Source organism: Blautia sp. ZXY-1-C6, assembly GCF_056339875.1.
The window spans coordinates 1-13315 of the sequence record NZ_JBWJVQ010000175.1 but is presented as its reverse complement, the minus strand read 5'-3'; the positions used below and the strand labels follow the sequence as shown (position 1 = coordinate 13315).

The 13315-nt window shown below is 39.6% G+C and carries 10 protein-coding genes; 2 read left to right on the top strand and 8 right to left on the bottom strand.

Annotation, left to right across the window (positions count from 1 at the left end; translation table 11 throughout):
* Positions 1-7: 7 nt before the first annotated feature.
* The 3 genes from AC075J_RS09340 to AC075J_RS09330 all read right to left on the bottom strand — a co-directional run bounded on the left by AC075J_RS09340 (position 8) and on the right by AC075J_RS09330 (position 3233).
* Positions 8-835 (bottom strand): carbohydrate ABC transporter permease, encoded by an 828-nt coding sequence (locus tag AC075J_RS09340; protein ID WP_022380663.1) that lies wholly within the window; start codon positions 833-835, stop codon positions 8-10.
* A gap of 11 nt (positions 836-846) precedes the next feature.
* Positions 847-1728: a carbohydrate ABC transporter permease gene (locus AC075J_RS09335; protein WP_055199589.1), complete on the bottom strand. Its 882-nt coding sequence runs from the start codon at positions 1726-1728 to the stop codon at positions 847-849.
* 158 nt (positions 1729-1886) lie between these two features.
* Positions 1887-3233, bottom strand: coding sequence for a carbohydrate ABC transporter substrate-binding protein (locus AC075J_RS09330; protein WP_055199588.1), 1347 nt, complete (start codon positions 3231-3233; stop codon positions 1887-1889).
* Between the two features lie 312 nt (positions 3234-3545).
* Here AC075J_RS09330 and AC075J_RS09325 point away from each other — a divergent pair, with 312 nt between their 5' ends.
* Positions 3546-5330 (top strand): cache domain-containing sensor histidine kinase, encoded by a 1785-nt coding sequence (locus AC075J_RS09325; RefSeq protein WP_055150789.1) that lies wholly within the window; start codon positions 3546-3548, stop codon positions 5328-5330.
* Positions 5331-5366: 36 nt separating this feature from the next.
* Positions 5367-6545: a response regulator transcription factor gene (locus AC075J_RS09320; protein ID WP_025580036.1), complete on the top strand. Its 1179-nt coding sequence runs from the start codon at positions 5367-5369 to the stop codon at positions 6543-6545.
* A 78-nt stretch (positions 6546-6623) separates the two neighbouring features.
* Here the strand turns inward: AC075J_RS09320 and AC075J_RS09315 are convergent, their stop codons facing one another.
* From AC075J_RS09315 to AC075J_RS09295, 5 genes are all read right to left on the bottom strand, one after another.
* Positions 6624-8702, bottom strand: a complete 2079-nt coding sequence (locus AC075J_RS09315) for a glycosyl hydrolase family 95 catalytic domain-containing protein (RefSeq protein ID WP_476390258.1) — start codon at positions 8700-8702, stop codon at positions 6624-6626.
* Complete coding sequence (locus AC075J_RS09310; protein WP_476390257.1) at positions 8680-8880, bottom strand: glycoside hydrolase N-terminal domain-containing protein; 201 nt, start codon at positions 8878-8880, stop codon at positions 8680-8682. The genes AC075J_RS09315 and AC075J_RS09310 overlap by 23 nt, the downstream gene beginning before the upstream one ends.
* A 276-nt stretch (positions 8881-9156) precedes the next feature.
* Entirely contained in the window at positions 9157-9969 is an 813-nt protein-coding gene (locus AC075J_RS09305; protein ID WP_055199587.1) for an EAL domain-containing protein, read from the bottom strand.
* A gap of 25 nt (positions 9970-9994) precedes the next feature.
* Positions 9995-11122: a YibE/F family protein gene (locus tag AC075J_RS09300; RefSeq protein ID WP_055199586.1), complete on the bottom strand. Its 1128-nt coding sequence runs from the start codon at positions 11120-11122 to the stop codon at positions 9995-9997.
* Positions 11122-13315 (bottom strand): metallophosphoesterase (locus AC075J_RS09295; RefSeq protein WP_476390256.1); only part of this gene is annotated, 2194 nt, incomplete at its 5' end. The genes AC075J_RS09300 and AC075J_RS09295, both read right to left, overlap by 1 nt.

Sequence of the window (13315 nt, the reverse complement as noted above, 5' to 3'; positions counted from 1 at the left end):
TTTCATTTTACCCTTTTAACCCGCCTGCACCAATTCCCTGAAGCAGATATCTTTGTCCAATCAGATAAATAATGATTGTTGGAATCATAATAATTACAAGTCCTGCAAACAGTGCACCCCAGTCCGTGGCATATTTCTGCACTTCAAACAAGTTTGCCATTCCGATGGGAAGAGTTTTCTTTGCATCTTCCGTGAGAAGAACAAGTGCCAATGGATATTCATTCCAGAAGCCCATGGCACTTAACATCGTAATGGTCGCAATTCCGGGTTTTGCAAGAGGCACCATAACTCTTGATAGCAGTTGGATATTAGTAGCACCGTCAATTCTTGCAGATTCCTCGTAATCTCTGGGTACTGCAGACATAAAGCCCTGTAAAGTAAAGATACAAAAAGGAAACTGCATAACTGCATAAACAAGGCATAGTACCGGCAGGTTATTTAATCCATTCACAGCCTGTAATTCCAGAAACAAAGGAATCATAATGTAGGTAGCCTGCAGAAAAATACATGCCATATAAATGGCAGAGATCAGTTTGCTGCCCGCAAAACGGTATCTTGCCAGTACATAAGAAATGGGAATAACCAGAAGCAATAGCAATACAGTGGAAAACACAGTCACAAATATGGAATTTCCAAAATAAGCGGCGATATTTGCTTTCTGCCATGCTGCCACAAAATTATCCAAATTCAAAGCTGTGGGCAATGCATAGGGATCTGTCAAATATTCTGCATTTGTCTTAAACGCAGACATCAGGTTCCAGAAAAGCGGGTACAAAAAGATAACGGTAAACAGAATCATCAGGATTCTGATACACCAGGTTCTTACAGTTTTCATCAGTCTCCCTCCTATTCTTTTTCAGATGATACTTTTTTAGAAATCATTGCAAGCACAATTGCAAGAATCAGGGTAAACATGGCGATTGCCATGGCATATCCAAAATTAGCGTTTCGCATACCCTGCGTATACATATACTGTAAAAGCACACTGGAAGCACCGTTTGGTCCACCGCCTGTCATAACGTTGGACAGAGTAAAACTTAAATTGATAGTACCAGACAGGGAAAGTATATAGGTCGTTCCAATGGATCTGCGAAGCAGCGGAATGGTAATCCTAAAGAACTTCTGCACTCCTGTTGCACCGTCAATGGAAGCAGCTTCATAAACCTCCTGGGAAATCCCGTCAATGGAAGCCACATGCATAACCATATAATAACCAATAGCCTGCCACACCAGGGCTGCACCGATACACCAGAGAGCCGTTTTTCCCTCTCCAAGCCATGCGTGTTTCCAAGTGGAGAAATGGAACAGATCCAGCATATGATTCAGAATTCCTCTTGTGGGATTAAACACAAAAGACCACACAATACCAACTACAGTCATGGAAACAATACTTGGGAAAAAGAATACGGTCCGGTAAAATGACTTTTCCTTGAGCTGTCCCTGAGTAAGGATAAATGCAAATACAAGACTTAGAAATATGGTCACAGCCGGGATTACCAGCATCAGCTTAAGAGTATTAAACAGTGCCTGAAGAAAATCCTTATCCTGGAACATATACTTGTAATTATCCAAAAATACAAATTTGCTGTTAAAGCCTACGCTAAGTGCAGTGGAACTGGTAAAAGACAGATAAATGGCATTTACCATAGGCACAATCATAAAAACAATGGTTAAAATCAATGCAGGAAGCGTACACAGGGCTATAAATAATCTGGGCTTCTTTACCACGCTTGTTCACCTCTTTAAATTTAAAGTATTTAATAAATGTGGATGACATCACCGATTGGCGATATATCTGTTCAGGGTTACAAAAGGCTGCTGCATAGCATACACTGTGTAGCAGCCTTTCCATGCTTTACCGTTTTTATCCGGCTGGTATATGAAGTTTAGTTGGCAGCTTCCATATCAGCACGAACCTGTGCAAAAGCATCTTCCACATTCTGTGCCCACTCTTCCACTGTCATTTCATCATTCATAACAGATGTAATCGGATTAAATATCTCATCTTTCGGGTTAACCTTGCAGTCAGCCGGAACTGCTGCGAAGCTCATAATCAGGGAGGAGGCATTTGCCTCTTCGTAGATTCCGTACATGTTGTAGATTGCAGTAGACAGCTTATCTTTTGCTACTTCACGGGCACTCTTGGTAGCATAGAGGGCACCGGAAGCTTCTGCAAAAGCAGATACAGATTCATCACTATACAGGAAACGAAGAAATTCTTTTGCAAGTTCTGGATTCTTGGCAGCTGCCGGAATGGAAAACTGCTCGCAGCTGTCAAATACATAGTGCACATCGTCTGCGTTCTCGGTCGGGATCGTAGCCATTGCAAATTCAAATCCATCTTCTCTTGGCGCATCCTGCATCTCATTTTCCATCCAGGTTCCGTTTGTGATAAATGCAGCTTTTCCAAGCATCATCTCTGTCTGAGACTCTGTATGGTTCATACCAACAGTGCCCTCTAACAGATAGCCTTTATCTGCAATCTCTTTAATATGACTTAAAGCCTTTAACACACCCTCATTATTAAAGGAACCTTCTTCGTAATTGGCAATCTTAGTAAGTGCTTCTTCGCCGCACTCATTTGCAATTGCCGGCCAGAGCATTTCTTCCATGTATCCCGGATAAATTCCCTGATATGTGAAAAGTGCACGTCCGTCAATATCTTTTACCTTATCACCAAGTGCAAAGAACTCATCCCAGGTCTTCGGCACTTCCAGATTATTCTCATCAAAGAATGTTTTGTTGTAAATCAGACCCTGCGGACCACTGTTGAATGGTGCCAGATAGATCTCATCATCTCCGTATGGTGCACACTTTGTACTGGAAAGGATCCCATCTGTAATATCATCGCGAAGGGTACCGGTTCCAGCATAATTTTCTCCGTCAAAAACATCATCCAGGTTGAGAAGTGCATGATCTTTGATCAGGGAAAGGATTACACCATCCTCACCACCATCGTTAAGACAGATAAAATCAGGTGCATTTCCAGCTACAATCTGTGGACGGATGATATCTCCAATTGTAGGGCTGATAGTCATGTTTACTTTCACGCCCTCATGGCTTTCTTCAAAAAGCTCCACCATCTGATTCCAGTAAGCATCCCCATATCCCCCCTGGAAAATGGCAATGTTCAATTCCTGTTCTTCTGCCTCTGCAAATGCAGTAAGCGGGGAAAGTACTGTTGCTGCGCTCATAGCAAGGATCATAGCAGAAGCTGCAAATCTTTTCTTCATAGGTTGTTTCCTCCTTCTTGTTGGCTTTTATTATGTTTGCCTGATGATATTAGTATAATGGAAAATCTTCTTGTGGTAAATTCACAAAACAATTCTTTATATGGAACATTTTTCTGTTATTTTTATATAATATGGATTTTCTTGCGACATATATGTACAATCTTTTTCTATTTGTATTTTAAATGGATTATCTTGTTTTTTTCCTGTATAATAAATCTGTCACAATCCGATACAGTCATGAAAATCAGAACGATTTTTTCCATCTTTACCGGACCATGTACGAATTATTTTTTAGAAATGAGGGACAGCGGCATGGAAAAAAGACAACGATATCAGGGATTTCGAAAATTCAGTATTAGAACCAGGCTGATCATAGCGCTTTTCCTGATCTCTATTGTACCATTAACAGGAATCAGCTTCTATTCGTTTCATATTTTTTCAGAAGCGCTTCGGGAAAAACTTTCCACTTCCATCTCACAGACTTTATCCATGATCAATCTGAATATGGTAAGTGAGATTGAAAAGTATCAGTATCTCTGCGGCTCCATCTGCATCAGTCAGGAAATCAAGGACGGTCTTCTGAAAAAGGGTATGACAGATACGGAAAAGAATCAAGCCATCAATGAAATCCAACATATGATTCGAAGTAAAATCATCTATCCTGCACAGGCAAAAAACATTACAGTATATGATACAGATGGGAATATTTTTTATGATTTGGGATATGATGGGTTATATTCGGATGATGTAAGCAGGATCCTGAGTCGTCTTGAAGAAGAAAATCAGGATGTATGGGCATACGCACATACTTACCGTAACCGGGACATCCTGATTCTTGGAAGAAGAATTTATGAACAATACAGTCAGAGTCGTGTAATTGGTTATACCCTGATTTCCATTGATGAAAAAATTTTTTCCAAAACAGTACTGGAACCAGTAGGTCTGGCTGACTCTTCCAATATTATGTATCTGAATATGGATGGAACAATCCTTTCTTCCTGGGATCGTAGTATTCAACTGGGGCAAAAAACCGAAAAAAAGCTGCTGAAAAATATTCAAGCAAGACTTCCAAACAGAACAGATTTTTTCAGCATTTACAAAGATGGCGAAGAACAGCTGGTTACTTATATTTTCAATAAAAACCTGAACCAGCTGTTTGTATATACCATGCCATATCATTATATTAATTCTGAAGTTAACACTATGTTTTGGAAAATCCTGGCTGTGGCATTCTTCCTTGTTCTACTCTGCATTGGAATTGTAGCTATGGTGTATCCTGGAATTACCTCCCCCATCAGAAGCATGCTGGATTTTTGCAGGGAATTATCAAAGGGAAATCTTTCCGTACGGATCCAGGATGACCACAAAGACGAACTTTCCGATCTTTCCGGAAGCATGAATCATATGGCAGATACCATTGAGAGCCTGATGAAACAACAGAAAAGCCAGGAAAAGAAAAAAAGAGAATTGGAGCTACAGATGCTTCAATATCAGTTAAATCCTCATTTTCTTTTCAACACTTTAAACAGTCTGCGCTTTGTAGCCGCCATGCATAAAGACCAGATTGTAAGTGATGGAATCCAGGCCCTCAGCAGTCTTTTGCAAAATACACTGACTAATAAAAACGAGTATATAACCATTCAGGAAGAGCTTGAGAACCTGGAAAACTACTTCGCGATTTTAAGAATCCGGTATGCCGGAAGCTTTGAGTACTCTTTTGACGTAGAAGAGGAAGAACTGCTCTCCTGCCTTGTTCCTAAACTAATCCTGCAGCCCCTTGCAGAAAATTCTGTTATGCATGGTTCTTCTGATGACGGCTCCGTTATGGAAATTCTAATCACCTGTTGGGAAGAAAACAATCATCTTATCATAGAACTCTGTGACAATGGAAAAGGATTTGAAGTGACACCTGCAGCGCTGGAACCTCATACAAACCGGAAAAAGATTGGAATTACCAATGTAAATGACCGAATACAGCTGAATTTTGGAAAGGAATATGGACTTAAGGTCAATAGTCACCCTGGAGAAGGAACCACATGTACGCTGACTCTTCCCTTACTATATGTACAAGAACTGTCAAAAGATTATAACAGCTAAAAATCACAACCACTTTTGCCCACAGAAAGGACTTTTATGTACAGTATATTAATTATTGACGATGAACCAATCGTAAAAATTGCGCTTCGCTCCATTCTTCCCTGGGAAGAGCATGGTTTTTTCATTTGTGGAACAGCATCAAATGGTCTTGAGGCTGTTCCACTGATTGAAAAACATCATCCGGATATCATTATCACTGACCTGAAAATGCCTGAAATGGACGGACTGGAACTAATTCGTTTTCTGAAGGAAAAAGAATATCCCGGAGAAATACTGGTACTAAGCAACTACGAAGACTTCGATTCAGTAAGAAGTGCATTGCTTTTAGGTGCTGCGGACTATCTGTTAAAAATCAAAATTCAACCAGATACACTCCTTGCCTGTCTGAACAAAACCACAAAAAAAATGCAAAATACAGCTGACCGAAAAGATTCCATTCTGAAAACAGACATCACTGAACCCATAACCGATCATCTTCTCTCCTTTTTTCAGGGAGAAGAGTCTCTCGATTCGTTCATTGAAAGATATGGAGCAGAAAAATTTGGATTTATGAAACATTCCTGTGCTGTATGCTATGTAACGTTTGAAAAATTTTTATCAAATGATGCATTTTCTATATCAGCTAATCTGCTGCGAGATATGATACTGGATGCTGTTCAGGGAGTGCTACAGCCATACATTCTTGTTCTCAGTGCCCATAATGCGCTCGTAGTATTTTCCCAAAAAGAATTAATGTGCAGTCAAGTAAAAGTGGAACAGCTGATAAAAAAGCTGTATAACCGTTTTACCATGTACCAAGCCTTTGCACCAGATATGCCATATAAAGAAAATCTGAAAAATTATGAAGAGGCCAGGACCACATATCAGGACTTTCTTCATAGTGAGGGGCATTATAAAAATGATGTTGCCAAAACCCTTACATACATAGAAAATAATTACATGCACCGTCTCACATTATCCTCCATTTCGGCAAATGTCAATCTCAGCACTAGCTATTTATGCCGTGTTTTCAAGTCCGAAGTAGGAACAAGTATTACCAGTTACTTAAACAATCTGCGGATAAGAAAAGCTGCTACACTGATAAAGGAGAATACCTTTTCCCTGAAGGAGATCTCCGTTATGGTAGGAATTGACGATCAACTTTATTTTAGTCGATTATTCAAAAAGTGTATGGGAATTTCACCTTCTGAATATGGGAAACGATTTCATCTATAAGCAGGTAATCTGATATAAAACAGCAGGATGTCTTATAATCACAAGATATCCTGCCTTTCATATATCATAATATATTCTTTATATCAGCGTCTTCTGATAACTGCTTCCAGCATTCAGGACGATTTCTTCTTCCATACCATTATATAAGATTACCAGTTTCGCATCAATTGGAGATTTCAGATTTATTTCCGTAACCCGTTTTTCTTTCCACTTGAAATTAAGTGTGATATTACCAGGCGCTTTCACGCCTTCTGCCATCCCATCTTTCCATTCATCTGGTAATGCCGGAAGAAAAACAATTTTCTGCTCTTCATACTGAACTAGCATTTCCAGCACAGCAGCAGCAAATCCAAAATTACCATCAATCTGAAACGGAGGATGGGCACAAAGCATATTCGGATATATCCCGCCACCTACCAGACTGCATGCTTCTTCTCTTGTTAAGCGAAGCTGATTTTTTAATAAAGTCAGGGCATGATTTCCATCTCCAAGTTTTGCCCACAGGCAGGCTTTCCACGCCATACACCAGCCGGTTCCCTTATCCCCACGCCTTTCCAAAGAAGTTCTGCAGGCTTCTATAAGAGGTTCATTCTCTTTATGAATCTGGTTCCCAGGATATAATCCAAACAGGTGAGAAATATGTCTGTGATTGATATCTGCTTCCGGGTAATCATAAAACCATTCCTGAAGCTGCCCTTCTTTCCCAATTTTATAGGCAGGAAGTTTCTGAAGTACATTTTTGACTGCATTTGTAAAATCTTCTACTCCCAGAATTTCACATGCTTTTAAATATAATCCAAACAGTTCTCTCAATATGCTGATATCCATTGTTGACGCAAACGTAACACTATGTGTCGTCATATCTGGTGCAAGGAATGTATTTTCAGGTGAAGTAGAGGGAGCAGTTACATAATATCCCTTATAAGGTACCAGATAGCCCAGGTAAAATTCTACGGCCCCTTGTATAATCGGAAATGCCTTCTTTTTTAAAAAAGCTTCATCCAATGTATAGCAGTAATGTTCCCATAAATGACAGCATAACCATCCAGAACTCATCGGCCACATGGAATATGTACAGGGATTTTCGTCCTGTCCAAATTGTCCAACCGGGCTTGAGTGTCCCCAAATATCCAGATTATGGTGGCTTACCCAGCCAGCCAGATGATAAACATCCTGAGCTGTTTTTTCACCTTTTTTTGAGGTACGTTCTATAAGTTCAAGCAAAGGCATATGACAGTCACTTAAATTTGCTTTTTCTGCTATCCAGTAATTCATTTCCGTATTAATATTTACAGTATAATTACTGCTCCAGGGAGCACGCATATGGTGATTCCAGATTCCCTGAAGATTTGTACATTGTGAACCGGGTACAGATGAACAGATCATCAGATAGCGGGCATAATGAAACATTTTTAATGCAAGTTCATTATCGGGTGTATAATTAATGTCAAGATGCATCCTATCAAAATAATTTGCGTATACATCCATATGCGCCTTTTTTTGCTTTTCATATTGAATGTGCTGGATGTTTTCCATCATACAGTTTCTTTTTGAAAAAAAGAGTTCTTTTTGTTTAAAATCAGTTACTCCGGACACGTAAATATACACATCATTTGGAGTATTTATAAAAAGCTTATCCGCTTGCTGATATACATTTCCACCGTTCGTTTGTACATATAATCCAATTGCAAAACGGATTCCCTGCCCCTCTTCATAAACGACAGGAACTTCGCAGGAATAATAAGGTGGTGCAACATAAATGGGTGCCTGCCCTTCTAATATAATTCCATTTTCTGCAAAAAAAGCAGATTTGTGCTTTATTTCACTTTCCAGTGTTATTGACATTTCAAGATTGCAATTTGGAGAAGTATGATAATGAATTGCCATCACTGGTTCTGACATACTCACAAAAAATTCTCTTTGATAAATCAAATCATCCTGGCAGAATTCTATTTTTTCAGTTGCATTCGTCAGGCACAGTTCTCTTCTATAAAAGCTGTTTCCATTTTGAATGGGTTCTTTCACATTAATGGAAAGCGTTCCTGCAGGCAGATAGCTTTCTGTCCAGTCTCCTAACACATTTTCTTTGCAATAATTCTCTGCTCCCTGGTAATCCCCTGCAAAAATGTGTTTTCTAAAAAGAATCCCAGTCGACATTTTTGTTGGGATTTTCCTTGTTTCTTCCATTTCCAGACCAAAGCGAATCCAGATTCAATTCTATTCTTTCATTTTGAAATCTTCCATAGGACATTGCTCCCATGGTTCCATTTCCAAGGGGCAGCGCTTCATTCCAGGCTTCTGCTGGTTTATCAAAAATAAGTGCTAAGCGATCCATAACCCACTCCTCAATTCTAGTACATCGTTTTCGAAATAACTATACCACTCACTTGTCTGCGAATCCGATTGCACAGGTCTAAAAGCCTCAGCGTAGCCCGCTACGCCTGCGTTTTTATACCAGCACACTCGAATCCGCATCCTACGCGATTGGTATAGTTATTTACGAAACGATGTACTAGAAAACTTTATTTTTATAATTATACACAACTCTCAGGGATTAATCAACTGGTGTAATTTCGGATTTATTGTTGAAAAATGTAGAAAAATGAATGACTTATTTGCCTGATATATCCAAAAATAAAATATTCTTTCTCCCATTTAATCGCTCTAATATTTCTTCCGATTCAGCACTGATATTTCCAAATGCACGTTCTGGTTTTCCGAGGAAAAATCCCTGGCCGTAATGCACTCCCAGGCTGTGCAGACATTCCAGCTCCTGTACTGTTTCTATCCCTTCTGCGATCAGAATTGCTCCTGTTGCATTACAGTAATCTAACAGGAGTTTCATCATGATCTCTTTTTTCTTATACTTGTGAATATCCCTTACCAGTTCTATATCCGCTTTCAGATAGTCAGGTGTGGTATTCACTACACGATTTAGGCCTAAATGTCCAGCTCCCACATCATCCAATGCTATCTCATATCCCTGATCTGCATAATGTTTCATGATCTGCTGCAATATCTGATAGTTTTCTATGTCTGATCTCTCTGTTATTTCGAATACAATATCAGAAGCAGGAACCCCTGCCTTCATAGCCCTACGGTTTGTAAATCCCTGTATAAACGCTTTATCCTGAATAATATTTCCATCAACATTAAGAAATAATTTTACATTTTCCGGTTTTTCAACTGCTGCCTTCAAGGCTTTGTTTCTGCATAGTTTCTCTAATTTCCATACGCATCCCACCTGTTCAGCTATCACAAACAAATCTGAGATTGTAAGTGTTGTGCTGCTCCTGTCTATACGGCTGAGTGCCTCATAGCCGGACACCCTGCCTGTCTGTAAATTGACGATTGGCTGAAACACCGGATATATGGCTTTTCTCTCTAATATCTTATAGAATTCATTTGCTTTGTTTACTTTCATCGTTTTATGATCCCTCCTGCGAGAATCACTTTTTCAATACTTTTCCTGAAATAAAGAAGGCTCCTGCCAGTGAGGTAAAGGGAACCGTCAGGATTACTCCCATACTTGCGGAAATCCCCTGCATCAGTTCAATCCCAATAGAATACATATTGATGATCTGATGATAAGAATAGTTATATGCAAAAATAAATACCAGTGTGTTGAGAGAGCCACCTGCAAAAGCAAGGATCAGCGTGTTTGACATAGTTCCCATCATATCTTTTCCAACATTCATGCCGCTTTTAAACAAGTCCCACATTCCAAGATCCGGGCGTCTGCTGTATATTTCCTGTAAAGTAGAGGCAATAGACATTCCTACATCCATTACTGCTCCCAGTGATGCGATCAGGATCCCTGCAAACAGAAGTTCATTTATTTTTATAGCTGTTTTCTCTTCCAGGTAAATCAACTCTTCAATATCACTTACATTATAACCTGTGATCTGAGTTACTTTTCCAAATATTCCTGCAAATATAACAGCCATTACAACACCGGTTACAGTTCCTGAAATTGCAGTTAATGATTTAACAGAAATTCCGGAAATCAGATAAATTGTTACTACAGTGGTTATAACGGCAACAACTACCGCTGAAAAGATTGGCGAAACACCTCTGTATATCATCGGAAGAAACAGAAACAGCACACATACAATGGTAAAGCCCAGCCCCATTACAGATGCCGCACCTTTTTTTCCACCGATCAGGATAATTGCCAGAAGAAACACTGCAATCATAAAATATAAGGAAAATTCACGGTCAGCACTATATACAGATGCAATGACTTCACCCTGTGATTCACTGACCAGTGCAATGACTTTCATACCCTTTTTACAGGTTGCACCAAACAGATAGCTGGAAGAACTGATTGCTTCCACTTTTTCGTTCTTAAATTTGCCGGAACAGAGTCGCAGCCTGACGGTCTGATTACCTACTCTGTTTCCGTTTTCTGTAAGGTTATCTGAAATAACCTCTGTTACTACTGCTTTCTCAAAGGTTCTGCCCTCTGTAGAAAGAAGTTCTGTTTTTTCGATCTTATTATATTGCATCAGAAAAATGAGGAAAAGGATGCCTGCGATCACCAGGCACCCTCTCCGAAGGAAATTTTTGTTTAACATTATTTTGCTTTCACCTTAATTGTTTTGCTTGCTGCACCATACACGTTCTTGTCTGAAACTTTGGTAAATGCTTTTACTCTTACATAGTAAGTTTTTCCTTTGGACAGATTTTTAAGAGTATATGTAGTTTTTGCTGTACGGTAAGTAGTTACCTTTTTGAATGAAGAATCTGTGGAAACCTGAATTGCATAGCCGGAAACTTTTCCACCTGCTTTTCCGATCGTAACAGTGGCTGTTCCGGATTTTCCGGCTTTCACAGTTTTTAACACTGCTTTCTTTGGCACAATCTTAAATGTTACTGTCTGTGTTCCTGTATACTTTCCGATTCCATTGATGGTTGCTTTTGCCAGACCTGTATTTTTGTTATCTGTATAGGTAACTGTGTAGTCTTTTCCTGCCTTTAAGGTCTTTCCATTCAGAGTTACTTTAATAGCCGGCTGGATCTGTTTTCCTGTATAAATCTGATTCTTCACATTCCCTACAGATGCAGATTTAATATCTTCTGTCACACCTTTTTTAATCGTAAAGGTTTCATCAATTTTCTGGTCATTATCTGTACGATAAGTATTGATTGTAAATGTATTATCTGTTACATCAATAACAGAATAAGTCGGAACGTCTTCCTGCCATCTGTTTGCAATATAGCTCTGCATTCTTGGTACAAGATCATAATACTTGCTTCCTGATGAAGAGTTTGCTGTCATATAGAGAATACCATCCGGATTTACAACTGTCTCACCCTTTTCTGTATCCTCTACCGCATCCTTATCCATGACTGCATTCAGATAATTCAGATAAGCCACATCAGCCGGTTCCTTGGAATCTGCGGAAATATTTGCCGGTGCTTCATATCTTGTAGCCGGATTTTCTCCCGCATCCATATCCTTATCCAGTTCTGCATCAAACTCATCATCCGTATATTCTACAGTTTTATGTCCGCCCTCAAGAATATGGGTACGGGAATATGCATGATCGTGTCCTGTAAGAACAACATCTACATCATTTGCTTCAAAATAGGGTACCAGTGTATATCTGAGGTTTGTAATCTCCGGTTCATTGGAATGCTCTGCAGAACCATAAATATCCTGATGTAAAGTTACGACTCTCCAGGTACAGTTTGGATTTGCAGCAATCGCCTGTTCCATAAACTGTTTATGTTCAGCAGCATTGGTATCCTGTGTATTGAGCATCATAAACAGAGTGTTTCCATATGTGAAATAATAATCTCCACCAACAACTCCGTTAGAACCCAGGTCGCTGCTGTTTGGTGTATTAAAATGATATGTGTAGTTTGCATTATCTGCGTCATGGTTTCCAACAGTTGTTGCAACAGGAAGGGATTTCAGCACATCTGGGCTTAAATATCCGGTATACTCAATCTCGCTGGTCATTTCACTTTTTCCCGGAGATTTCTTCTTTGTTGTCTGGATCTGGTCACCTGCTGATACCACGAAGCTTGCATTTCCGCCTGTTTTATCCATAGCTTCATTTAATGTGGTGTTCCAGTTAAAGGAATCATTTCTGACCGCATCGGACTGTGCCTGATAAAATTCTGCTGTATCAGAGCCTTTCAGTTCATTGGAAGATCCGATCTGCGGATCACCTACGAAAATAAAGCTGTAATTATTTGTTGATTTTGTAACATATTCTGCAGGTTCTGTGTAGGTTCCATCCTCTTTTTCATAGCTGTAATAGTACACAGTATTTGCACTCAGACCTGTGGCAGTTACTTTATTGGAAACATATGCCTCATTTGTCTTTGTATTTGTAGTTGCATCTGTCTGCTCTGCAACATACACTTTTGCATTTTTCATATTTCTGCCTTCACCGATGATCAGTTTCGGCGCAGCTGTATCAGCCTGTGCTCCAAGGATATCCGCTACCATTGCAGCAATTGCACGACTTTCATCACTTTCTGTATCAAAATCAGGAAGGTTCTCATCTGTGTTTGCTTCTGCTGCGAATTCCTCTGCGTCATTCTCAGAAGTACTAAATGCTGCTACGTTTTCTCCTTCTTCCGCATTAAATGCTGCTATACTTTCTTCTGATGCTATATCCTCTTCAGCTATTGCAGTTTTCTCTGCTATATTTACTTCTGTTGCTGCATTTGATTCTGTCTCTTCAGCCTGTGCTGCTTCCACTGTTTCACCTGCTGCTGAAGTATCGACTTCTGTTCCTGCAAAGACAGATTCA

Excerpts from the sequence above, each read along its gene's own strand:
- AC075J_RS09325 (WP_055150789.1), top strand. The coding sequence starts at position 3,546 with ATGGAAAAAAGACAACGATATCAGGGATTTCGAAAATTCAGTATTAGA.
- AC075J_RS09340 (WP_022380663.1), bottom strand. The coding sequence starts at position 835 with ATGAAAACTGTAAGAACCTGGTGTATCAGAATCCTGATGATTCTGTTT.
- AC075J_RS09300 (WP_055199586.1), bottom strand. The coding sequence starts at position 11,122 with ATGTTAAACAAAAATTTCCTTCGGAGAGGGTGCCTGGTGATCGCAGGC.
- AC075J_RS09310 (WP_476390257.1), bottom strand. The coding sequence starts at position 8,880 with ATGGATCGCTTAGCACTTATTTTTGATAAACCAGCAGAAGCCTGGAAT.
- AC075J_RS09330 (WP_055199588.1), bottom strand. The coding sequence starts at position 3,233 with ATGAAGAAAAGATTTGCAGCTTCTGCTATGATCCTTGCTATGAGCGCA.
- AC075J_RS09320 (WP_025580036.1), top strand. The coding sequence starts at position 5,367 with ATGTACAGTATATTAATTATTGACGATGAACCAATCGTAAAAATTGCG.
- AC075J_RS09305 (WP_055199587.1), bottom strand. The coding sequence starts at position 9,969 with ATGAAAGTAAACAAAGCAAATGAATTCTATAAGATATTAGAGAGAAAA.
- AC075J_RS09315 (WP_476390258.1), bottom strand. The coding sequence starts at position 8,702 with ATGTCGACTGGGATTCTTTTTAGAAAACACATTTTTGCAGGGGATTAC.